18 protein-coding genes and 2 tRNA genes are annotated in these 22,719 nt (G+C 68.6%); 11 read left to right on the forward strand and 9 right to left on the reverse strand.

Features of this window, described 5'->3' with window-relative positions:
- The first annotated feature begins 20 nt into the window (after positions 1–20).
- Entirely contained in the window at positions 21–1,784 is a 1,764-nt protein-coding gene (locus OV208_RS29215; RefSeq protein WP_267577433.1) for a GspE/PulE family protein, read from the forward strand.
- 79 nt (positions 1,785–1,863) lie between these two features.
- Here the strand turns inward: OV208_RS29215 and OV208_RS29220 are convergent, their stop codons facing one another.
- From OV208_RS29220 to OV208_RS29230, 3 genes are all read right to left on the reverse strand, one after another.
- Positions 1,864–3,393, reverse strand: a complete 1,530-nt coding sequence (locus tag OV208_RS29220; protein WP_267577201.1) for a hypothetical protein — start codon at positions 3,391–3,393, stop codon at positions 1,864–1,866.
- Positions 3,394–3,482: 89 nt separating this feature from the next.
- Positions 3,483–5,465, reverse strand: a complete 1,983-nt coding sequence (locus OV208_RS29225) for a hypothetical protein (RefSeq protein ID WP_267577202.1) — start codon at positions 5,463–5,465, stop codon at positions 3,483–3,485.
- Positions 5,465–7,741 (reverse strand): bifunctional metallophosphatase/5'-nucleotidase, encoded by a 2,277-nt coding sequence (locus tag OV208_RS29230; RefSeq protein ID WP_267577203.1) that lies wholly within the window; start codon positions 7,739–7,741, stop codon positions 5,465–5,467. Before OV208_RS29230 ends, OV208_RS29225 begins: the two co-directional genes overlap by 1 nt.
- Before the next feature lie 231 nt (positions 7,742–7,972).
- Between OV208_RS29230 and OV208_RS29235 the strand changes: the two genes are divergently transcribed.
- The 7 genes from OV208_RS29235 (at position 7,973) to OV208_RS29265 (ending at position 16,681) form a co-directional block, all read left to right on the forward strand.
- Positions 7,973–8,653: an NUDIX hydrolase gene (locus OV208_RS29235; protein WP_120539016.1), complete on the forward strand. Its 681-nt coding sequence runs from the start codon at positions 7,973–7,975 to the stop codon at positions 8,651–8,653.
- A 107-nt stretch (positions 8,654–8,760) separates the two neighbouring features.
- Positions 8,761–10,230 (forward strand): MFS transporter, encoded by a 1,470-nt coding sequence (locus OV208_RS29240; protein ID WP_267577204.1) that lies wholly within the window; start codon positions 8,761–8,763, stop codon positions 10,228–10,230.
- Positions 10,231–10,329: 99 nt separating this feature from the next.
- Entirely contained in the window at positions 10,330–11,901 is a 1,572-nt protein-coding gene (locus tag OV208_RS29245) for a hypothetical protein (RefSeq protein ID WP_267577205.1), read from the forward strand.
- 45 nt (positions 11,902–11,946) lie between these two features.
- Positions 11,947–12,714: a hypothetical protein gene (locus OV208_RS29250; protein ID WP_267577206.1), complete on the forward strand. Its 768-nt coding sequence runs from the start codon at positions 11,947–11,949 to the stop codon at positions 12,712–12,714.
- Between the two features lie 128 nt (positions 12,715–12,842).
- A complete protein-coding gene (gene pdhA, locus OV208_RS29255) occupies positions 12,843–13,970 on the forward strand; it encodes a pyruvate dehydrogenase (acetyl-transferring) E1 component subunit alpha (protein ID WP_267577207.1) in 1,128 nt (375 codons plus the stop codon).
- Positions 13,971–14,020: 50 nt separating this feature from the next.
- A complete protein-coding gene (locus tag OV208_RS29260) occupies positions 14,021–15,007 on the forward strand; it encodes a pyruvate dehydrogenase complex E1 component subunit beta (protein ID WP_120531808.1) in 987 nt (328 codons plus the stop codon).
- Positions 15,008–15,010: 3 nt separating this feature from the next.
- A complete protein-coding gene (locus tag OV208_RS29265; RefSeq protein WP_267577208.1) occupies positions 15,011–16,681 on the forward strand; it encodes a pyruvate dehydrogenase complex dihydrolipoamide acetyltransferase in 1,671 nt (556 codons plus the stop codon).
- Between the two features lie 65 nt (positions 16,682–16,746).
- On the opposite strand, the gene OV208_RS29270 is transcribed toward OV208_RS29265, so the two are convergent.
- Positions 16,747–16,953 (reverse strand): hypothetical protein, encoded by a 207-nt coding sequence (locus OV208_RS29270; RefSeq protein WP_267577209.1) that lies wholly within the window; start codon positions 16,951–16,953, stop codon positions 16,747–16,749.
- A gap of 196 nt (positions 16,954–17,149) precedes the next feature.
- On the opposite strand from OV208_RS29270, the gene OV208_RS29275 reads away from it, so the two are divergent.
- Both OV208_RS29275 and OV208_RS29280 read left to right on the forward strand, forming a co-directional pair.
- Complete coding sequence (locus OV208_RS29275; RefSeq protein ID WP_267577210.1) at positions 17,150–17,410, forward strand: DUF2795 domain-containing protein; 261 nt, start codon at positions 17,150–17,152, stop codon at positions 17,408–17,410.
- A gap of 148 nt (positions 17,411–17,558) precedes the next feature.
- A complete protein-coding gene (locus OV208_RS29280; protein WP_267577211.1) occupies positions 17,559–18,716 on the forward strand; it encodes a sensor histidine kinase in 1,158 nt (385 codons plus the stop codon).
- On the opposite strand, the gene OV208_RS29285 is transcribed toward OV208_RS29280, so the two are convergent.
- The gene (locus OV208_RS29285; RefSeq protein ID WP_267577212.1) at positions 18,688–19,266 is read right to left on the reverse strand and encodes a hypothetical protein; all 579 of its coding nucleotides are present in this window, start codon (positions 19,264–19,266) and stop codon (positions 18,688–18,690) included. The genes OV208_RS29280 and OV208_RS29285 overlap by 29 nt on opposite strands.
- Positions 19,267–19,338: 72 nt before the next feature.
- Here OV208_RS29285 and OV208_RS29290 point away from each other — a divergent pair, with 72 nt between their 5' ends.
- Positions 19,339–20,307, forward strand: a complete 969-nt coding sequence (locus OV208_RS29290) for a response regulator (protein WP_267577213.1) — start codon at positions 19,339–19,341, stop codon at positions 20,305–20,307.
- Positions 20,308–20,468: 161 nt separating this feature from the next.
- Here OV208_RS29290 and OV208_RS29295 read toward each other — a convergent pair.
- From OV208_RS29295 to gltX, 4 genes are all read right to left on the reverse strand, one after another.
- Positions 20,469–20,540: transfer RNA gene (locus tag OV208_RS29295), tRNA-Glu, on the reverse strand.
- 76 nt (positions 20,541–20,616) lie between these two features.
- Positions 20,617–20,687, reverse strand: a tRNA-Gln gene (locus tag OV208_RS29300).
- A 61-nt stretch (positions 20,688–20,748) separates the two neighbouring features.
- Positions 20,749–21,156 carry a hypothetical protein gene (locus OV208_RS29305; protein WP_120531815.1) on the reverse strand — a complete coding sequence of 136 codons (408 nt, stop codon included), beginning with the start codon at positions 21,154–21,156 and terminating at the stop codon, positions 20,749–20,751.
- Between the two features lie 46 nt (positions 21,157–21,202).
- On the reverse strand, positions 21,203–22,645 hold the full coding sequence (gltX, locus tag OV208_RS29310; RefSeq protein WP_267577214.1) for a glutamate--tRNA ligase: 1,443 nt from the start codon (positions 22,643–22,645) through the stop codon (positions 21,203–21,205).
- Positions 22,646–22,719: the final 74 nt, after the last annotated feature.

Consider the following 22,719-nt stretch of genomic DNA (forward strand, 5'->3'; position numbering starts at 1 on the left):
TCGCCTTCGTGCTGGAGGCGATGGTGGCCCAGCGGCTGCTCACCCCCCAGCAGGCACAGGAGGTGCTGGTGCGTGAGCCCGCGGCACGGGCCCGCGTGCTCAAGACGCAGGGTGGGGCGGGCAAGGACGCGGCCCGCTACGACGTGTCGCCCGTGGAGATCATCGCGGCCTTCCAGATCCCCGCGCCGGGTGGGCGGGGCGTGCTGGACGAGGACCGCGTCACGGAGGCCGCCGCGCGCGCGGCCGGCCTGGAATACCGCAAGCTGGATCCGCTGAAGATGGACATGGCGCTGGCCACGCGCACCGTGTCCCGGCCCTACGCGCAGAAGCATGTGCTGCTGCCCCTGGAGCGCACGGAGCAGGGGCGGCTGCGCGTGGCGGTGGCCAACCCCTTCGACCGCGAGCTGTTTGAAAGCTTCCACCGGCTCACCGGCGAACCGGTGGAGCCGGTGCTGTCGGCGAAGGCGGACATCCTCAAGTCCATCGCGGACATCTACGGCTTCAAGAAGACGCTGGCGCGCGCGGCGGACGACTTCGGCGGCGCGCAGGCGCAGCAGCAGATGGGCAACTTCGAGCAACTGGTGTCGCTCAGCGGCACCCAGGAGCTGGAAGCGTCCGACAAGCCCGTGGTGCAGGCGGTGGACTACCTCTTGCGCTACGCGTTCGACAACCGCGCGTCGGACATCCACATCGAACCCAAGCGCAACACCAGCGTGGTGCGGCTGCGCATCGACGGTGTGCTGCACCCCGTCTACACGCTGCCCGCGCAGGTGCACCCGCCCATCGTATCGCGCGTGAAGATGCTCTCGCGCATCGACATCTCGGAGAAGCGCCGTCCCCAGGACGGCCGCATCAAGACGGAGCGCGACGGCCGCGAGGTGGAGTTGCGCGTCTCCACGCTGCCCACCGCCTTCGGCGAGAAGGTGGTCATCCGCATCTTCGACCCGGAGACGCTGGTGCAGGACATCGCCCAGTTGGGCTTCGAACCGGACGAGAAGGGCCACTTCGAGTCGTGGATTGATCAACCCCATGGCCTCATCCTGGTGACGGGCCCCACGGGCAGCGGCAAGACGACGACGCTCTACTCCGCGCTCAAGGCGGTGGCGGGCCCGGACGTCAACGTCACCACGATTGAAGACCCCATCGAAATGGTGTGGGACGCCTTCAACCAGGTGCAGGTGCAGCCCAAGGTGGGCCTGGATTTCGCGGGGGCGCTGCGCCACATCCTGCGCCAGGACCCCGACGTCATCATGGTGGGCGAAATCCGCGACGCGGAGACGGCGGAGAACGCGCTCCAGGCCGCGCTCACCGGCCACCTGGTGCTCTCCACGCTGCACACCAACGACGCGCTGGGCGCGGTGGCGCGCATGAAGGATTTGGGCGTGCCGGCCTTCCTCCTGGCGCAGAGCCTGTTGGGAGTCATGGCCCAGCGCCTGCTCCGCCGAGTCTGCGTGTACTGCGCGGAGGACGCGGTGCTCACGTCGGATGAGCTCCAGGCCCTCCAGGCCCCCTTGCCGCTGCTGCCGGGCGGGGTGCGGCTGATGAAGGGCGTGGGGTGCGTGCGCTGCCGGGGCACCGGCTATTCAGGCCGCACCGGCGTCTTCGAAATCGTCTCCACCACGCACGAGGTGCGCGAGCTCATCGCGAACGAAGCCCCGTACGACCAGCTGGTGAAGGCCGCCCGGAAGAACGGCATGCGCACCCTGCGCGAGGCCGCGGTGCGCAAGCTGGCGCAGGGCCTCACCGCCTTCGACGAGGTGGTGCGGATGACGTCCGCCATCTGAAGCGCCGCGCGCTGGAAACACGAAGGGCCCGCCGTGATGCACGGCGGGCCCCGGTGACTGACACAACGCCGAGCAGGGTCTAGAAGCGCGCCTGCAGCAGCGTGTTGAAGCCCAGCGCGTGCGGCTTCTCGAAGTTCGGCTGCGCGATGCCGGTGACGTCGTCCTCGAACGTCGTCCGGTTGGTGTCGTAGGTGTAATAGACCTCACCCACGGCGGCCACGGACTCCGACAGGTCCCACCGGAAGGTGGCCTTCGCGGAGAGGATGGGCTCCGCCTCGCAGACGCCGCTGCCGCAGGTGCTGGGCAGGATGCTCAGCTGGTTGGCGTCGCGCACCACGACGGTGCGCGTGCCGCTGATGCCCAGCGGCGGGTTGCTGCCGCCAATGAGCGGCTGCGGGCTGCGGAAGGACGCCGGCTGCTGCACGCCCAGGATGAAGCCCGGGGTCAGGTGCAGGTTGGGCAGGTGGTAGTCCGCGCCCACCGCGACGAACATCTCCGGCTTGAGCTCCGTGCCCGTGGGGAAGTCCTGGAACGGGGGGAAGCCCGGCACGTCGAACTGGATGAAGGACAGGCTGCGGTAGAGCGCCAGCACGTTGAAGCGCCACAGGTTGAACTTCGCGCGGCCCTGGAGCGCGAGCGCCGTGGCGCCCTGGGGCTTGGTGGCGCCGAACGTGTCGGGGTCCTGCAGCGTCTGCGTCAGGTAGCTGCCCTCCAGCGACACGGAGTAGGACAGGCCACCCGGGTACTGCTCCGGCGCGAAGAAGCGCTGGTAGATTTCCGGGTCGTTCTTGTAGAGCCGGAAGTCGATGCTCGTCCCGACGGGCACACCCACGTGGTAGACGATCTGCCCGGACACGCCCGCGGCGTTGACGTTCGCCTCGATGCCCTGGTTGGCCAGGCCCGGGACGATGCCCTTCTGGAAGAAGCCGCCGCCCGCTTCAACGCGCAGCGTCTCCAGGATGTCCCAGCCGGCGCCGCCCATCACGCCGTAGAGCGTCTCCTGCTCCAGCACGAGGTCGTTGAGGACCAGCGCCGTCTTGCCGCCCAGGTACGCGTACCAGCGGTCGCGGGTGAGCTGGAGCTTGGCGCCCGGCACGCCCGCAGCGGCGGCGCGGTTGGTGAAGATGGGGCTGCCGCCCCAGGAGATGCGGTACGCGTAGCCCAGACGGAAGCGGTCCGCGGACACCGGGAAGCCGGTGAGCGACAGGCCTTCCTTCTCACCCCAGCCGGGCGGCTGGTAGTTCAGGCGCACGTAGCTGGAGTTGTCGAGGATGTCGACACCGCCCGACGGCCGCTCCAGCACCAGCAGCGTGAGGGCCGCCTCGGTGGTGAGGCCCTCGAAGAACGCCGGCATGCGCTTGTAGAGCACGATGTTCGACAGCGACTCGAACCCGGAGAACTTGGTGTTGAAGTTGTCGTAGAACTGCGTGTTCTGGTTACCCGCGCCAAAGCGCGCGTTCGGGCTGTTGGGCGTGGTTTCACCCGCGCCCGCGAGCACGTTGTCGTCCGCGAAGACGAACGACAAACGGGTGTCCACGAAGTCTCCGGCCCATGCGGGCGCGGAAAGAGCTGTCAGGCCCATCAGGGCCAGCGTCTGCAACGTTTTCAATGTCCCTCCAGGAAGCGGTCCGGGGGAGACCGCTCCTCCCTGCGCCCCGGCATCCACCGGGGCGCGATGCGACTTTTAAAAGTGAAAGACTACGGGCACGGCTTGATGGGCTTCGGGCACTCCAGGCCGGGCCCGGGGTAGCAGCACAGGTCGTCCTGGTCACGCGGCAAAACGTTCCACCGGGGCCGCGCGGGACCCACGTGCTTCAGGTGGCCCACGACGTCGAAGGTGGCCGCCCGCATCTGCTTGCACTGGAGGGCCTTCGCCGCGTCGGCGTCGGTCTCGCTGCAGTCCGGGTTCAGGTCCGGCACCGCGTCCTTGAGCTGCAGGCTGATGCGCGAGCGCGAATCCGGCGCGTACTGGCAGGTGGCGTTGGCGGTGGCCGTGGCGTCCCGCACCAGCGCGAGCGCCACCTCGTTGCCCTTGAGGGTGTACTCCAGGGGCGTGTTGGCGGCGACGAGCGTGTCGCCCGCGGCCGCCGTCACGCCGTCCGCGCCGAAGCGCACGCGCACAGGCTGGTCGCAGACGAGGTTGAGCCGCGCGCCCGCGCTCAAGAGCTTGTTGGAGTTGACGGAGGTGGTGCCCACCGTGAGCCGCGTGATGCGGCTGGGCACGGACGCGTCCAGGTTGGCGGAGGCAGGGCCCGTGGCGTTCATCTCCACCACGAACTGACCGAAGTTCGTGTACGTCGTGCGCTCCGCGCAGATGGTGCCGGCGAATTCGCCGATGCCCAGCGTGCAGTCGATGACGCACTTGCGCTCCGGGAGGTCCGGGTCATCCGGCGGCTCCTCGAAGCAGTTGCTCCACGTACGCGACGCGCCGCTGCCGACGGGGCAGAACATGGGCATGTCGTTGTTGCCGTTGGCGTCGCAGTTCTTGAACACGCGGGGGAACTTCACCCGGCGCAGCTTCACGAGCGACGACTCCAGGCTCTCCATCTTGAAGTTGCGGTAGCTGTAGCCGCACAGCAGGTCGTCCAGGTAGGGCGAACCGCTGAAGCCGCACAGCCGGCCGTTGACCTCCACCGGGGGCACCTGGTCCAGGTACTTGTTCCACTCGCTCTGGGGCAGCAGCCGCACGTTCTCCCGCAGGGTCCATGCCGGGAAGCTGATCTGCGTGGTGCTGGTGAACTCCGCCACCGTGCCGGACAGCGTCCAGATGAGGTCGCCGGCGTCCAGGCCTTCCGGGAACTGGTAGTTGTAGACGTAGAGGCTGTTGAAGCGGCCCGGGTTGAAGCCGTCCGGCTCCGGCGTCTGGATGTTCGCGCCGGTGACGCTCTTCTCCAGCACGCGGCAGGCCGTCATGTCCGTGACGTAGAAGCCGCTGGAGTCCGTGCCCGTGATGAGCAGCTTCATCTGCTGGCCGTTGTTCGGATCCGACGGGTCGCAGTTCTGCACCAGCGGTTCGCCGGCCTCCGGGTTGCGCCCGATGCGCAGGAACTGCTTGAGGAAGGCGCTCGTCTCCGTGCCGCCTTCCGGCGTCTGGAGGCTGGCGATGCTGGGCTCCTCGAACCGGATGGCGTTGGACAGGCCCGTGGAGAACGTGCGCGTCGCGGGCTCCGGGGGCACCTGGTTCAGGTCGCCCACGACGCCGCCGTCCGAGTAGTCCAGGTCGAAGGGCTCGTCCTGCACCCAGACGTGCGTCTCGCCGTACAGGTGGGCCACGCGCACGTTGCCGGTGCCCTTGCCGTCGGTCAGCTGCGTCCATCGCTTGCTGTAGTCACCGGTGATGTCCCCCGGGACGACGCGGAAGGAGACCGGCCCGTTGAAGGACGTGAGCTCCCCGCCGTTGCCGTCCAGCGCGGTGATGGTCAGGCCGATGTCGATGTCGCCCCGGGGCAGGCTGTAGAGGCACTCCGGGGTGCCGCGCACCGCGACCGGCACCGCCGCCTGGTCGTTGCCGTACCGGGCCGCGCAGGAGTTCACCACCGGCAGCAGCGCGGCGGACGAATCCCCGGTGGTCACCGTCGTCACCTCCACGCGGAAGGAGGTGAGTCCGGTCGTCCCCTCGTTTTCCTTCGTGTAGCAGCCGGCCGTCAGGGCCAGCGAGGTCAAGAGCAGGAGTCGCTTCATTACTTCACCCTCCGCCCGATGCGGCCATCCTCGATGGCGTTCGCGATGGGCATGGCAGTGGGCTTCTCACAGAACGAGCGCAACTGGCTCGTCACGGTGCCGCAGGTGGGATTGGTACCGGTGAGCAGGTCGCGGCAGGTGCAGCGGCCGGTGTAGGGGCCCTGGGGCACCGCGCACTGGGCCTGGATGGCCTCCGGCGTCAGGTCCGCCACGCCGCAGCGCTGCGCCGCATCCGCCGGCAGCTTGATGAGGTCCAGGCAGGAGCAGCTGCCAATCTTCTTGTTGAGCGCGTCCTCGAAGGTCTGGGACACGCGGCAGGAGTTCAGCGTCTTCTCATCCACCGTCCACGTGCCATTGACGAGCGAGCCGCAGCGCGTGCCGTTGCTGGACGTCGCGTTGCCCGCGAGCAGATCCCTGCAGGAGCAGAAGCCCTGCATGTAGCCGATGAGCGAGTCGCGCAGGCTGATGCCCGTCTCGATGCGCGTGGTGTTGCGCTTGAGCACCGTGAAGCCGGAGCCGCCCTTGGCGATGTAGTCGTTCACCGCGATCTTGTACGTGCCGGTGGTGTCCAGGGGCTTGCCGTTGATCTGGATGTCGGTGCCCGTGTGCGCCCAGCAGCGCGAGCCGCTGGTGTCCTCCAGGCACTGCCAGGGCGCGTGGCCCTCGCGGCCCGTCTGGGGGCAGTCCGTCTTGTAGGTGGCGGGCGTGCAGGGGATGCGCAGGTCGTTGAGCTGCACCTGGGCGCAGTCCATGGTGAAGCGGGCGCCGGAGACCTGCGCCTGGCTCACGCACCCACGCTCGGCGGAGCGGTCGGCGACGAAGTCGAACATCTCCTGCATCTCCACGCCGGACAGGTACATGATGTTGATGGTGTTCTCGAACGGGAACACGTTGAACATCGCCTCCTGCGTCACCACGCCCGCGTAGAGGTTGTCGCGGATGCCCAGGGAGTTGGTCAGCGCCATCTCGGCCTCCACGCGGTTTCTCTTGCGCATGGAGTCCGCGGCGATGTTGCCCAGCGGCGAGTCACCGCCGTTGGAGTTGTTGCGGCGCTGCACGTCGAGCGGCGCGTAGGAGAAGATGGACGTCAGCTGGAGCTTGAAGTCCATGCCGAGCACGTAGGGGATCAGCATGTCGGAGACGGCCGGATCCTCCTGCTTGCGGCACTCCTCGATGGCCTCTCGCACGCCCGGGCGCTGGATGAACTCACCCGGATCCCAGAACTCGTTCTCGTCGAAGCGTAGCTTGCGCATGGCCTCGTTGCACCAGAGCCCGTCCACCGGGAACGCGCGGTAGTCCTGGCTGATGACCTCGCCGCCCTCGTCAGCGCCCTGCTGCGAGGGCATCTTGACGACCAGCTCCAGGCGGCCCACGTACTTGGCGAACGCGCCCGAGTGCGCCAGCACGACCTTGCGGCCGCTGGGGTCGGTGACGAGCTGCGGGGGGTTGAGCACCACGTGCAGGTGGCCGCCCAGGATGACGTCCATGCCGTTGACGCCCGCGATGTGCACGCGCACCACCGACTTGTCGTCGCCCTCCGGACCGAACCACTCCAGCACCTTCCACGCGTCCTTCGCGCGGTTCACGAAGGGCTTCGCGCGGCCGTACTCGTAGAAGGCCTCGTAGCCCTGGATGAGGTCCTGGTCCTCGGTGAGGCCCAGGTGGCTGACGATGACGATGAGGTCCGTCACCGGGCGCAAGAGCTCCACGTAGGAGCGCGCGGCCTCGTTCTGCTCCAGCGGGGTGACCTGCAGGCTGTTGCCACCCTCCACGATGGAGTTGAGCGAGGAGATGTTGGCCATGCCGATGACGCCCACCCGCAGACCCTTCACGGTCTTGATGGAGTAGGGGGCGGTGACGTTGGCGGTGCCGTTGCTGCCGACGGCCTTCGGGTCGTCCCACATATAGTTGGCGGCCAGCAGCGGGAAGTTGGCGAAGTTGCGCGCCTTCTGCGTGAAGTTGAGCGCGCCGGCGTCGAACTCGTGGTTGCCCACCACGGCGCCGTCCAGGCGGACCTCGGAGAGGAAGCGGAACTCCGCCTCGCCCGTGTTCACGTTGAAGATGGGGGCGCCCTGGAAGCAGTCGCCGGAGTCCAGGTGCAGCACGCGGTCGCCGCGCTTGCGCTCGCGCTTGAGGATGGACGCCATGCGCGTCGCACCGCCAAAGGGACCGGCTTCCGGGATGAGCTCCAGGTCCTGGTCCGTCTTCAGGGGTGTGAAGTCGTACGGCACCAGCCGCGAGTGGATGTCAGAGGTATGAAGGAGGGTAAGACGCACCTCTTGACCTTCGAGGTGGTAATCCTGGCCTTCCAGCACAGGCATGCACGAGGCGAGGGCCAGGGCGCAGGCACAGAAGAGGCCGAGCAGTGCGCGACACATTCGTGGCGGATCCGTGATTCAAGAGAGTGACGACTTGAGGACGGCGCAACCTACGGGATCAAGGGTGCACGGGCAAGCAACGCCACCGTGGCACCTCCACCTACCAGGGCAGCAGGAGAGCAGGCAGACATGCGTCCCAGCAGTTCCAATGTGACTGACATCGAGATCATCGAGGATTTCTCCGCCACAGCGCGTTGTGACGAAGGTTTCCTCCGAGTGCGGCGTCTGCGGTGCCGCAACCGGCGCGCGGACGGTTCGTCCTCGTCGGTGTACCGGGTGGATGTGGTGGACCGTCCCCGGTTGGACGCGGTGTCGGTGCTCGTCTACCGCCGCGCGTCAGACGGAAGCGTGGAAGTCCTGACGCGCATGAACCTGCGACCGGCGGCGTACTTCCGACGCGAGCAGACGTCGTCCATGACGGTGCCGGACCCGGTGAGCTACCTGCGCGTGGAGGAGATCGTCGCGGGGCTGCTGGAGCCCTCCGACAAGGGCGAGGAGGGGCTTCGCCGCCGCGCGGCGGAAGAGGTGAAGGAGGAGGCGGGCTACGCGGTGCGGCCAGAGGACATCCAGCTGCTCGGCGGCGCGTTCTTCCTCGCGCCGGGCATCCTGTCGGAGAAGGTCTTCCCGGCGGCGGTGGATGTGACGGGCGTCGCGCAGGGCGAGGTCGAAGGCGATGGCTCTCCTCTAGAGGAGGGCATCCACCTGCAATGGCGGCCGGTGACGGCGGTGCTGGACGCGTGCCGACGCGGCGACATCGCGGACGCGAAGACAGAGGTCTCCCTCACGAGGCTGCTCGCCCGGCTGGGCTGATGCGCCGGGGCAGGTGACGCGCCGGATGCGGCTTGCTGCTTTCCGGGGTGCGGACGGACGGGGTAGGGTGCTCCCCGTCCATTCCCCCTGCAGGCGAGGTTCGTCGCATGTCGTCGTTGCCCCCGTGGCTGACCCAGCTGTTGCCCATCGTCATCCTGCTCGGGGCCATTGGCCTGGTGCTCTCGCGGCTACCCCGTGTCGAGCTGGGGCACACCGACGCGTTCCGTCGCCGCCGCTTCTTCAACTGGTTCCCGCTGGGGCTCACGTACGCGTTCCTCTACATGGGGCGCTACAACCTCAACGTGGCGACCAGCGCCATGGGACAGCAGACGTCCAACGCGGACTTCGCGACCATCTTCTTCTGGGGGACGCTCACCTACGGCGTGGCCTTCCTGATCAACGGCCCGCTGACGGACAAGCTGGGGGGACGCTTCACCATCCTCCTGTCCGCGGCTGGCTCCGCGGCGGCGAACGTGGCCATGGGCGGCGTCGTCTACGCGGTGCTGAAGAACGGCTGGGCGCCGCCGGGCGGCGTCGTCGCGTGGCTTGCGTTCCTCTACAGCGTCAACATGTACTTCCAGAGCTTCGGCGCGGTCTCCATCGTCAAGGTGAACGCGTCCTGGTTCCACGTGCGCGAGCGCGGTCAGTTGGGCGGCGTGTTCGGCATCCTCATCTCGCTGGGCCTGTACTTCGCGTTCGACTGGTGCCGCTTCATCGCGGACGCGGCGCCGGTGTGGTGGGTGTTCTTCGTGCCCGCCGGGATGCTCGTGGCCTTCCTGGTGCTGGACTCGTTCGTCATCCGCGACACGCCCTCCCAGACGGGCCACCCGGACTTCGACACGCAGGATGCGTCCAGCGGTGACACGGGCCCCGCGCCTTCCGTGCCGCAGCTCTTCAAGAAGCTTTTGAGCAACCGCGTCATCCTCATCATCCTGGGCGTGGAGTTCTGCAGCGGCTTCCTGCGCAACGCGGTGATGCAGTGGTACCCCAAGTACGCCAAGGCGGTGGGCGAGGGCGGCGCGTTCGTGGCCTCCAATTGGGGCATGCTGTCGTGCGTCGCCGGCATCCTGGGCGGCATGTTCGCGGGCGTCATCAGCGACCGCATCTTCGACTCGCGCCGCGGGCCCGTCTCCACGGTGCTCTACGCGGGCCTGCTCCTGGGCGCGGTGGGCGCGGTGTTCCTGATTGGCACGCCGGGCGCGGGCTGGGCCGTGGTCTTCATGTCCCTGTGCGTCATCGGCGTGCACGGCATGCTGTCCGGCACGGCGACCATGGACTTCGGCGGCAAGAAGAACGCGGGCGTCGTGGTGGGCATCATCGACGGCGCGGTGTACGCGGGCACGGCCATCCACGCGCTCGTCTACGGGCGCATCCTGCCCACGGGCGACGCGATGAAGGACCCGGCCAACTGGAGCCCCTGGCCCCTGGCCATGCTGCCCCTGGCGGTGGTGGGCCTGGTGCTGGCCTCGCGGGTGTGGAACGCGAAGCCCCAGCCGAAGGCCGCGCCGCTGCCCGTGGGCGACGTCGTCCCGGGGGCCGTGCCGGGCGGATCCTCTCGTACGGGCACCAACGGTTGAGGCACCCAGGGCCTCCGGGGTGTGCCGCCCCGGACGCTCCGTCACCCCATCGGAGGGGGTGGCTCCCGTGTGACAGGCCTGTGACGTAAAGTGCCGCTTGTGTCCCAGGCCCCCGAAGCGCTCCACAGCCGGTTCGACGTCCACGACCGGAAGCAGTTCGAGATCAAGCTCGAGTACCAGCCCACGGGCGCGGACGAGACGCGCTACCTCGTGGAGGCCTATCTCTTCCTTCCGTCGAGTCTGAACATCGACTCGGAGACGTACCCGCGCGCGGACTTCTACGCGGACATCCACAACTACGTGCGCTTCAAGACGCCGGTGATGGGCCTGTCGGAGATCCTTTCTTCGGAAGGCTCGCCGCTCTTGAAGCTGGAGGCGTGGCTGCGCACGGGGCTGGCGCCGGAGGCGGACGTCGTCTACCAGGCGAAGCTCTTGTCGTGCGTCCTGCGGGGCGCGCTGCGCCGGTTCGCCACCACGGTGGAGACGCGCTGCGAGGCCAAGACGGGCGATGCGGCGAGAGCGGACCTGGAGCTGGTGGTGCGCTCCGCGGGCGAGTGCGTGCCGAAGGTGCTGGAGCGCTTCCGCGCGTGGCTGCGTGCGACGGGCGAATCGAAGATGCAGGAGAAGACGCGCGCGTCGCTCCGGCTGGTGGACGAGTACGTCAGCCTGCTGGTGGAGCAGTTCTTCCGCCGCGCGGTGGCGGACATGGACGCGCTGCCGCGCACCGGGCCGTGGCTGCCCCTGCGAAAGGGGCTGATGGAGGCGGTGCTGCGCGAGGAGTCCTACCGCAAGGAGCACCGGCTGCGCAGCGTCCTCAGTCCCACCGGGGACAACGAGGAGTACATGCAGCGGCTGGGCTTCCTGAAGAAGTTCTGCATGAACGTGCTCTTCCTGTCCTCGCGTCGGCGCCAGCGTCGGCAGGGCTGGGAGGAGGTGCTGTTCGCCATCGCGGCGGGCGTGGCCATGGCCTTCGCCACGTCGGTGGCGCTCTGGGCGCAGGTGCGCTTCACGCAGGTGAGCCTCAACTTCTTCCTGGTGGCCGTGGTCGGCTACATGATGAAGGACCGCATCAAGGAAGGCCTGCGGCGCATGTTCAGCCGCTTCGCCGCCACGCACCTGTATGACAGGACCACGGACCTGGTGGACCCCGTCACGGCGCGCGCCATCGGCATCTGCGAGGAGCGGGTGGACTACGGCGCGGCGGTGAAGGTGCCCGCCGGGGTGTCCGCCCTGCGGCTGCACGACGACTTCCTCACCGTGTCCCAGGGGGAGCTGTCCGAAGCGGTCATCCGCTACCAGAAGCGCATCGTGCTGGACGCGCGCCTGCTGCCCCGCTCCGAGCGCGGCCTCACCGGCGTCACCGACATCCTGCGCCTCAACGTGGGCCGGTTCCTGCGCGACATGGACGAGCCGGAGTTCGCGCTGGAATACGTGGACCTGGAGGACTTCTCCGTGGGCCACATCCGGGGCGCCAAGCGCTACCCGGTGGACCTGGTGTTCCGCTTCACGGTGCTGGAGGCGGGCACCCGCAAGGAATCCGCGCAGCTGGTCCGGCTGGTGTTGGATCGCAACGGCATCCAGCGCATGCAGAACTTCCCGCAGCCCGTGGTGGCCCCGGAGGCCGCAGGGACCGTGCCCCTCCAGCCAGCCGCCCTGCGCGCCGGCGCGTGATTTGAGCAACAGCCCCGCGCCGGGGACATGTATCTTCCGGCGTCCATGGCTTTTGAAGACCTCAAGCAACGCGTGCGGCCGGACTGGCGCGACACGCTCACGGGCATCCTGGCGAGGGCCCGCTCGCTCGGCCCCCAGGCCGTGCTCGCGTTCGACCTGGACTCCACGCTCTTCGACAACCGGCCCCGTCAGGCGCGCATCCTTCGCGAGTACGGCGACGCGCGGGCCCTGGGCCTCTTGTCCGCGTGCGAGCCCCACCACTGGGAGACAGGCTGGGACATGCGCGCCGCCATGCGGGCGTGCGGCCTGGGCGACCCGGATGTGGAGACGCTCTTCGCGGACGCACGCGCCTTCTGGCAGGACCGCTTCTTCACCAGCGCCTACTGCGTGTCCGACGAGGCCATCGAAGGGGCCGGGGCCTTCATGCAGGCCGTCGCCGCCACGGGCGCCCAGGTCGTCTACCTGACGGGCCGCCACGAGGCCATGCGCGAGGGCACCATCGCGTGCCTGGCGCGCTGTGGAATGGTGACGCCCCCCGGCGAGGGTGGGCGCGTGCACCTGGTGATGAAGCCCACGCTCAAGGAGGATGACGACGCCTTCAAGCGCGAGGCGCACGCGCGCCTGGGCCGCATGGGCACCGTGGTGGCCGCGTTCGACAACGAGCCCACCCACGCCAATGACTACCGTCGGCGCTTCCCGGAGGCGACGGTCATCCACCTGGCCACGGATCATTCCGGCCGGGCTGTGGAATTGCTGGAGGGCATCGTGTCGGTGCCACATTTTGCCCTGGAGGACGTGACGCACCGCGCCTGAAAGCAGGCGTGGCGGAGGGTGGTTCTGAAAGGCTTTGGAAGTCCCTTTGCCGCGCGCTAAGAGGCGCACGGCGTTGCCGCCCTTCCCCCTCGGGTCCACAGGGGCGGCCCAGACGGAGGCATGCCGCGGTGGCCAGCGCGTACTCGAAGGACCTGTTGTTGACGATGTACCGGAAGATGTACCTCCTCCGTCGCTTCGAAGAGCGCGTGGGCCAGCAGTACACGCTGGGGAAGATCGCCGGTTTCTGTCACCTCTACATCGGGCAGGAAGCCGTGGCGGTCGGCTGCAACGAGGCCATCCGTCCGGATGACTACATGCTGTCCGCCTACCGCGACCACGGGCAGCCGCTCGCCCGCGGCAGCGACGCCGGGATGATCATGGCGGAGCTGTTCGGCCGGGGCTCTGGCTACAGCAAGGGCAAGGGCGGCTCGATGCACATCTTCGACATCGAGCACCACTTCTACGGGGGCTACGGCATCGTCGGCGGGCAGATTCCGCTCGCGGCCGGCATGGCCTTCGCGGCGCGCTACCGCAACGAGGACCGCGTCACGGTGTGCTACTTCGGCGACGCGGCCGCGAACCAGGGCGCGTTCCACGAAACCCTCAACATGGCGCAGAAGTGGAAGCTGCCGGTCATCTACATCTGCGAGAACAACCGCTACGGCATGGGCACGGCCATCGCGCGCACGTCGGCGGTGCCGGAGATCCACAAGCGCGCCTCCGCGTACGGCATGCGGGGCGAGGCCGTGGACGGCATGGACGCCCTCAAGATGTACGAGGCGGTGAAGGACGCGGCGGAGTACTGCCGCGCGGGCAAGGGCCCGGTGCTGATGGAGGCGAACACGTACCGCTTCCGTGGCCACTCGATGGCGGACCCGGCCAGCTACCGCTCCAAGCAGGAGGTGGAGGACGAGCGCCGCAACGACCCCATCCCCAAGCTGCGCGAGTACGCGCTCAAGCAGGGCTTCGGGCTGACGGACGCGGACTTCGAATCCATCGAAGAGGAGGAGAAGCGCACGGTGGACGCGGCGGTGAAGTTCGCCGACGAGTCGCCCGAGCCCAGCGTGGAAGAGCTGTGGCGCGACACCATCGTGGATCCGGGGGAAGAGGACGTGCGCCCGCGCGAGCGCGTGCTGGGCGTGAAGGTCACCAACTGGCCGAAGTACCCGACGGGCCAGGAGCTGAAGGTGACGTGGGACCTGGAGCCTCGCGCAGAGGCCGAGGCGGCTGACAAGAAGGCGGGCCTGAGCCGCTAGCGCTCGGGTCCATCCCCCCAGGCACAACCCTTTCGAGTTCGGAGCCGACGATGCCCGAGTTGATGTATCGCGAAGCGTTGAACCAGGCGCTCGCCGAGGAGATGGAGCGCGACGCCAATGTGTTCCTCATTGGCGAGGAAGTGGGTCGCTACAACGGCGCCTTCAAGGTGTCCCAGGGCCTGCTGGACAAGTTTGGCAGCGCGCGCATCATCGACGCGCCCATCAGCGAGCTGGGCTTCACCGGCCTGAGCGTGGGCGCCGCCGCCGTGGGCCTGCGCCCGGTGGTGGAGATGATGACCTGGAACTTCGCCATCCTGGCGATGGACCAGATCGTCAACAACGCGGCCAAGCTGCGCCACATGAGCGGCGGCCAGTTGCGCTGCCCCATCGTGTTCCGCGGCCCGGGCGGCGCGGGTGGCCGTCTGTCCAGCCAGCACAGCCAGTCGCTGGAGGCCAACTACGCGCACTTCCCCGGCCTGAAGGTCATCGCGCCGGCGACGCCCGCGGATGCCAAGGGCATGCTCAAGAGCGCCATCCGGGACGAGAACCCGGTCATCATGTTCGAGGGCGAGCGGCTCTACGCGCTCAAGGGCGAGGTGCCGGAGGGTGAGCACATCGTCCCGCTGGGTGTCGCGGACGTGAAGCGTGAGGGCACCGACGTCACGCTCATCACCTGGAGCCGGATGTACTACTTCTGCATGGAGGCCGCCGAGGCCCTGGAGAAGGAAGGCATCAGCGTGGAGGTGCTGGACCTGCGCACCCTGCGTCCGCTGGACGAGGAGGCCATCCTCAAGAGCGTGCGCAAGACCAACCGCGCGGTCATCTGCGAGGAGGGCTGGGCGCTGGCCGGCATTGGCGCGTCCGTGGTGGACCTCATCCAGTCCCAGGCGTTCGACGAGCTGGACGCGCCGGTCGTGCGCGTCACCGGGCTCGATGTGAACATGTCGTATGCGGCGAATCTGGAGAACGCGACCCAGCCGGACGCGCCCAAGATCATCGCCGCCATCAAGAAGGTCCTGTACCGCGAGGGAGCCTGAGCGATGGCGACGCCCATCCAGATGCCCAGCCTGTCCCCGACGATGAAGGAGGGGAAGATCATCAAGTGGCTGAAGAAGGTCGGCGACAAGATCGCCTCCGGAGACGCCATCGCCGAGGTGGAGACGGACAAGTCCAACCTCGAGGTGGAGGCGTACGACGACGGCTTCCTGTTGGAGATCTCCGTGCCCGAGGGCGAGGTCGCGACGGTGGGGGCTCCCATCGGCTACCTCGGCGCCAAGGGCGAGAAGGTCTCCGGCGGAGCCGCTGCTCCCGCCGCCGCGCCCCAGAAGACCGAAGCCCCGAAGGCAGCGGCCCCGTCCACGCCCAAGGCGGAAGCTCCCGCCGCGAAGCCTCCGGCGCAGCCCGCTGCCGCCGCGGGTTCCGGTGAGGGCATCGCCATCCTGATGCCGTCGCTCTCCCCCACGATGAAGGAGGGGAAGATCGTCAAGTGGCTGAAGAAGGCCGGCGACAAGGTCTCCTCCGGGGACGCCATCGCCGAGGTGGAGACGGACAAGTCCAACCTCGAGGTGGAGGCGTACGACGACGGCACGCTCGCGCGCATCGTCGTGAACGAGGGCGACATGGCCGCCGTCGGTGCGCCCATCGCGTTCCTCACGCCCAAGGGTGCCAAGGCCGGGGCCTCTGCTCCGGCGGCCGCTCCTTCCGCGCCCAAGGCTCCGGCCCCCCAGCAGGCTCCCGCCACCGCGGCTCCGTCCGCGCCCGCCGGGGCCCAGGTCGTTCCCATCCGCCGTGAGGCCGCTCCGGCCGCGAGCGGTGGTGGTCGGCTTCGCGCCAGCCCCCTGGCGAAGCGCATCGCGCAGGAGCGCGGTCTGGACCTGGCGCAGGTGCGTGGCACGGGGCCGCTCGGGCGCGTGGTGAAGCGCGACGTCGAGCAGGCGCTGGGCCAGGGTCTTGCGAAGGCTCCCGCCCAGGCGGCGGCACCCCAGGCCAAGAAGGCCGGTTCGCAGCCCGAGGTCCGCGCCTTCGGCACGCGTCCGGAGCCGCAGGCCGTGCCCATGTCCTCCATGCGCAAGGTGATTGGCCAGCGCATGGCGGAGGTGAAGCCCGGCGTGCCTCACTTCTATCTCACCGTCGAGGTGGAGATGGAGGCCGCGGTGAAGATCCGCGAGGAGGCCAAGGCGCTGGACGTGAAGGTGTCCGTCAACGACATCATCGTGAAGGCGGCGGCCATCGCGCTGCGCCGCTCCCCGAAGATGAACGTGTCGCTCCAGGGCGACCAGGTGCTGCACTTCGGCACCGTGGACGTGGGCATCGCGGTGGCCATCGAGGACGGTCTCATCACGCCCGTCATCCGCGACGCGGACCTGAAGGGCCTGCAGACCATCTCCGCCGAGTCCCGCGACATGGCGGAGCGCGCCCGCAAGCGCGCCCTGAAGCCCGCCGAGTACACGGGCGGTTCGCTCACGGTGAGCAACCTGGGCATGTACGGCATCGACCAGTTCATCGCCGTCATCAACCCGCCCCAGTCCGCCATCCTCGCGGTGGGCGCGGTGGCGGAGAAGGCCGTGGCGCGCGACGGACAGGTCGTGGTCCGCAAGGTGATGACGGTGACGCTGTCGGGTGACCATCGCGTCATCGACGGGGCCACCGGCGCGGAATACCTGCGCGAACTGAAGGGCCTCCTGGAGCACCCCACGCGGTTGCTGTTCTAGCGGTCGAGCAGCCCTGCCGCCCTTCGCCCCCGTGCTGCACGCACGGGGGCGGGGGAGGGCGCTGGCTACTCCCGCGTCTTCGCGTCCGATTCGGCGTCGTCTTCCAGCTTGCGCTGCTCGTCGGTGATGCTGGACTGCTCCGCGCGCTTCGTGTCGGTGTCCAGCTCCTCTTCGTGGTTCTTGGAGCGGCCCTGGATGCCGGGCCACGGCTCCGGCCGGGTCGCCTGGACGTGCTTCACGGGCTTCGCGTCAGAATGCTTCTTGTCCGCCATGGTGCGTTCCTTCCCCCCGGGAGCCGGGGTGTGAATGGTGCCTGCCGTGGCGGTACGGTGGGATGCCCGCGCTGAAGGAGCTACCCGGGGGCATGTGGGTGGAAAGGGCTCGCTCGCCTGACTCCCTTCGGATGGCGAAAAAAGATCAGCAACCGAGCCGGTTCGCTGCTTAACTTCTCATCCAATGAACGACGACATGACTCGCGAGCGCCTGGGGCTTGGACTGCGGGAGGTGGAGCCTTCGCCGGTTCCATCGGTTCCGACGGTGTCCCTGGCGCATTCACTGCAGCAGGCGCTTCACGGCGCTGTGTTCCCGCTCACTGCCGAACAGTTGACGTGGGTGGCGCGCGAGAACGATGCGCCGCCGCATGTGGTGTCGCTGCTGGGGTCGCTGCCTCGGGGACGTTTCCCCTCGGTGGAGACCGTGGCCCACGCCCTCGAGCACACCGCCGCCTGAGTCGGGCGGTGTCCCCCGGATTGACGCTCGACGCCCGTTTCCGGCCCTGGGTAGAAGGTACCCACAGGCGCGCGGTCGGATGGGCGCGTTATCTTCGGCGCGACCAGCCTGCCTTCCGGATGAGGAAGCCACGGTCTGGAGGAGCTCCATGAACGCCTCGGACCTGCCCGCCGTGCTGTACGTGGACGACGACGCCCTCAACCTGAGGGTGTTCGACGCCAACTTCGGGCAGAAGTTTCGCATCTTCCGGTGCTCGTCCCCCAACGAGGCCCTGGCCCTGCTGGAGCAGCGGCGCGGGGAGATTGGCGTGGTGCTGTCGGACCAGCGCATGCCGGGGATGACGGGCGTGGAGTTGCTGGAGCGCGCCCGCACCATCGCGCCGGACGCCAAGCGCATGCTCGTCACGGCGTACGCGGACATGCAGGCCGTCATCGACGCGGTGAACCGCGGTCAGGTGACGCGCTACTTCGTCAAGCCGTGGGACCGGGCGGAGCTGCTGGCGGCGCTGGAGGACGCGCTCAAGATTGCCCGGCTGGAGCTGCGCATCCGCGAGGTGGAAGGCCGGATGATGAAGTCCGAGCGTCTGGCCACGCTGGGGCAGGTGACCGCGGGCATCGCGCACGAGCTCATGGGCCCGGTGGGCTACCTCACGCAGAACGTGTCCTCGCTCCAGCGCGACATGGAGCCGGTGGTGCAGTACGTGTCTCGCCACCTGGCGACGGATCCAGACGAGGAGGTGTCCTCCACCATCGAGGACCTCCCGTCGCTCATCAAGGACCTGTCCGATGGCGCGGGCCACCTGCGCGAGGTGGCGCTGGGCCTGCGGACGCAGGCGCGCGGCGAGGACCTGGAGACCACCGCGGACGTGGCCGAAGTGGTGTCCTTCGCGGTGAAGCTGGCGCGCGCGGAGGTGCGGGACAGGGCGCGGCTGACGAGCAGCGGCGACCCCGTGCGCATCGTCTTCGGGCCGGTGAAGCTGTGCCAGGTGGTGCTCAACCTCATCGTCAACGCGGCGCAGGCCATGGAGGGCACGGGCCGCACGGGCCGCATCGACGTGCGGTGGGCGGCGACTGATTCCGACGTGGTGCTGTCGGTGGTGGACAACGGGTGCGGTATCCCCGTCGCGTTGCAGGAGCGCGTGTTCCAGCCGCTCTTCACCACCAAGCCGGTGGGCATTGGCACGGGCCTGGGCCTGTCCATCTGCCGCGAGCTGGTGACGCAGTTCGGAGGTCAGCTCCGGCTGACGTCCACGCCGGGTGAGGGCACTGAAATCGAGCTCACCTTCCAGCGAGCCCCGCCCCCTTGAGCCCGAAGGCGTTGTGCAGGAGGCGCCACACCCGGTGAAGGGTTTCACCTTCCTGGGGTCGCACGTCCCGCACCAAGAGTGCGCGTCGTGGCGCTTCCAGGGGGCCGTACTCCACCACCAGTGAATAGCGGCCGCCCGGAGGCTGGACGATGTGCACCGCCCTCACCTCGTCGAAGGGCAGCGTCTCCGTCTTCGCGGCCCCGGGCGCCCACGCGAGCGTCTCCAGCCGCAGCGACTCCGTCTTGAAGTGCAGCACGAAGCGGCGGCGCTTGAGCCGCGCCTCCAGCACGAGCGCCGTGAGGACCAGCGCCCCCGCGAGGGCCAGCGCCAGCGATGCGGTGCCGGGAATGCGGGCCGTGTCCAGCACGAGCAGCCCCGTACCCACGACGGTGCTCACCCCGGCCAGCCCCAGGCACACCGAGGGCAGGACCCGCAGCGTCCAGGGTGGTGGCAGGGACTCTCCCACCAGTCGACCCCCGTCGTAGAACAGCCGCACGTCGCCCAGCAGTGGCGGCACCCGGTTCTCCCGGAGCGCGTCTTCGAAGCTCACTCCGCGAGCATAGACACACCGGCCTCTTCCCACCCTCGAAGTTGGACGTGAGCTGTGCGATCCTCCCAATTCATGGATCTCCCGTTCGAGACCGGTGAAGGTGAAGGGGAAGGGCGGGGGACGCTCGCCTCGAAGGTGCTGCTGGTGGATGACGAGCCGGTGGTGCTCGACATCTGCGTGCGCCTTCTGGGGCGCGAGGCGGACCTCGTCGTGTTCCCGGTAGGCAGTGCGGAAGAGGCGCTCACCTTGCTGAGGGACCAGCGCATCGACGTGCTGGTGACGGACAAGAACCTGCCCGGCATGGGCGGGGTGGAGCTCATCTCGGAGGCTCGCCGGATGCAGCCCGCGCTGGAGGCGGTGATGATCACCGCCTACGCCAGCTCCGAGTCCGTCATCGCCGCGTTCGCCGCCGGGGCCAGCGACTACATCCTCAAGCCCTTCGACGACCTGCGCGTGCTGCGCGCCAAGGTGCGCGCCGCGCTGGAGCGCCGCACCGAACGCGTGCGCACGCGCAACGGCGCGCGGGAGGTCGCCCGGCAGGCCGCGGTGCTGCTCGACGCGGGCCGCGACGCGCCGGAGCCCGCGCATGTGGCGCTGGAGACGGAGCTGCGCAACTACGAGGAGACGGTGCGCCTGGTCCAGCAAGGCAGCGTCGCGGTGGTGGGCAGCAGCGAGGCCGTGAGGGTGCTGCAGGAGGCGCGCTTCGAGGTGGTGGAGCTGCCGCCGTATTCGCCCCAACTGGAGGCCGCGGACGTCGTGGTGGTGGAGACCGGGGATCCGCAGTGGCGCACGCTGGCGGAACGCCTCCAGGGAGGCGCCTCCGACGTGGTGCTCCTGGCCGGCGCGGACGCCGACCTGAGCGACCTCCTGGAGGCCATCACCCTGCGCATGGACCTGGTGGGCTACGGACAGGCCAACGCCACCCGCGTCCTTCCGGAGAAGGTGCGCATGTTGCTGATGCGCCGGGGAATCCAGCGCGCCCAGGAGCGGCTCACCGCGGCGCTGGACGCCTTCCGCCAGAGCATCGCCGTCACGTCCTGAAGCCGGCGCGGCGCCCCCCTCCATCCTTCCGGAAGAGGGGGCGCCAGCAGGGACCCGGCTGGGACTCGAACCCGCTTCCGCCCAGGGCCCGGGCCTGTCCTCGGAGCATGGCCCGCAAAGCGAAACGCCCACCTTCTTTTCAGAAGGTGGGCGTCTCTGTGTGACCCTGCCGGGATTCGAACCCGAGTTTGAGCCGTGAGAGGGCTCCGTCCTAACCGCTAGACGACAGGGCCGGCTTTCCTACAACCGCGCCTTTGATGCCGACGCTTCCTACGTTTTCTGGTTGCTGACGTCAACCAGGAACTTCAGCTGGGGAACTAGGATTCGAACCTAGATAAGCAGAGTCAGAGTCTGCTGTCCTACCGTTAGACGATTCCCCAAAGACCTGCGGGACCTGCTGCTGCGGGCGCTTCTACTACCCAACTCTCTGCTCGACTTCAACTACTTCGTTTTCCTGACCGGCTTCGCATCTTTCTTCGCCGGCTTCGCCGCCCCCTGCAGCGGGACGACGTAGATGCGAACCTCTTCGTTCGCCTCGTAGATGTTCAACCCTTCGAAGTTCTTCCCCGACGGGTTGGTGATGTGCACGGCCTTCACGCCCGGCTGGTTGACGATCGATCGCCTCGGGTAGCTCGAGGACGGATAGACGGTCTTGTAGTAGTCGAGCGTCGCCTCGAAATCGCGCGATGCCCGGTACCGGTTCTCGCCCACCTTCTGGGCACCATCCGGGAGTTGGGCGCCGTTCACGACTTCGGCGCCCGACGCCGCCGCCCAGAGGGCCAGCAGCACCGCCCCGAGCGGGCGCGCCTTATAGAAATGGGGTCGCAGGCTGTCAAGCGGTCGCGTCATCGCCGGCCAAGATAGGGCCCGGCGACGCCCGCGTCCACCGTCAATCTCACCCGCCGCGCGCGAGCGCCGCGTCGATGCGCCGCAGGGCTTCCTCGCGGCCCACGAGCAGCAGCGTCTCGCCGATGCCGGGGCTCGTGGTGTTGCCGGTGATGGCGACGCGCAGGGGCTGGGCCACCTTGCCCATGCCCACGCTGGCCGCCTCGCTCACCGTCTTCACCACGCCGTCCAGCGGCTCCACTGTCCAGGCGGGCAAGGCCTCCAGCTTCTCCCGGGCCTGGCGCAGGAGGCCCAGCGAGTCGCCGCTCAGGTGCTTGGCCGCGGCCTTCTCATCCAGCGTGACGCCGGTGCGGAAGTAGATGGACGCGGTGTTCGCCATCTCGTCCAGCGTCTGCGTGCGCTCGCGCAGCGCGACCACCAGCGGCTCCAGGCGCGCATCGCCCCGGGCCTGGATGCCGCGGGCCTCCAGGAAGGGGATCAGCCGCTCCGCGACGAGCGCGGGAGGCAGCAGCTTGAACCACTGCTGGTTGAACCACTTGAGCTTGACTGGATCCCAGACGCCGGAGGTGCGGCCCACGCCGTCGAAGTCGAACCACTCCACCATCTGCTCGCGGGTCATCACCTCGTCGTCGCCGTGGCTCCAGCCCAGGCGGATGACGAAGTTGAGCAGGGCCTCCGGCAGGATGCCGGTGCGCGCGTGGAGCATCACGTCCGCTTCCGGGTGCTTGCGCTTGGAGAGCTTCTCGCGGTCCGGCCCCAGGATGAGCGGCAGGTGCGCGAAGTCCGGCGGTGTCCAGCCCAGCGCCTTGTAGAGCATCAACTGGGGGAAGGTGGAGTTGACGTGCTCCTGGCCGCGCGACACCAGGGTGATGTCCATCAGGTGGTCGTCGATGACGCAGCCGTAGTTGTAGAGCGGGATGCCGTCCGCGCGCACCATGACCCAGTCATCCAGGTCCGAGTACTTCTTGGTGATGACGCCCAGCACCTTGTCGTCGAACGACACCTCGCCCTCACCCGACGGCATGCGGAAGCGGATGACCGCGTCCTCCTGCTTCTTGCCGGCCGGGGGCCCCTTCAGGTCGTGGCAGGTGCCCTCGTAGCGGTAGTCGCGCTTCTCCTTCGCCGCCAGCTCGCGGCGCGCGGTGAGCTCCTCGCGGGTGCAGTAGCAGCGAAAAGCCTTGCCCTCGGAGAGGAGCTGGTCGGCGTGGGCGCGGTAGGTGTCCAGCCGCTGGGTCTGGAAGTAGGGGCCACAGGCACCTTCCTTGCCAGGGCCTTCATCCCAGTCCAGGCCCAGCCAGTTCAGTCCATCCAGGATGGCCTTCACGGACTCCGGGGTGGAGCGCTCCTGGTCCGTGTCCTCCATGCGCAGGATGAAGGTGCCGCCGTAACGCCGCGCGTAGAGGTAGTTGAAGAGCGCGGTGCGGGCACCGCCGATGTGGAGGTATCCAGTAGGAGACGGAGCGAAGCGGACGCGGGGTTTGGACGGGGCCATAGGACAGGCGCGCGATAGCAGGAGGGATGCATGAGGGTCAACGCAAGCCGCCCTCTTGGAGTTAGGCTTCGAAG

The sequence above is a fragment of the Corallococcus sp. bb12-1 genome, from assembly GCF_026626765.1.
GTDB lineage: Bacteria > Myxococcota > Myxococcia > Myxococcales > Myxococcaceae > Corallococcus > Corallococcus terminator.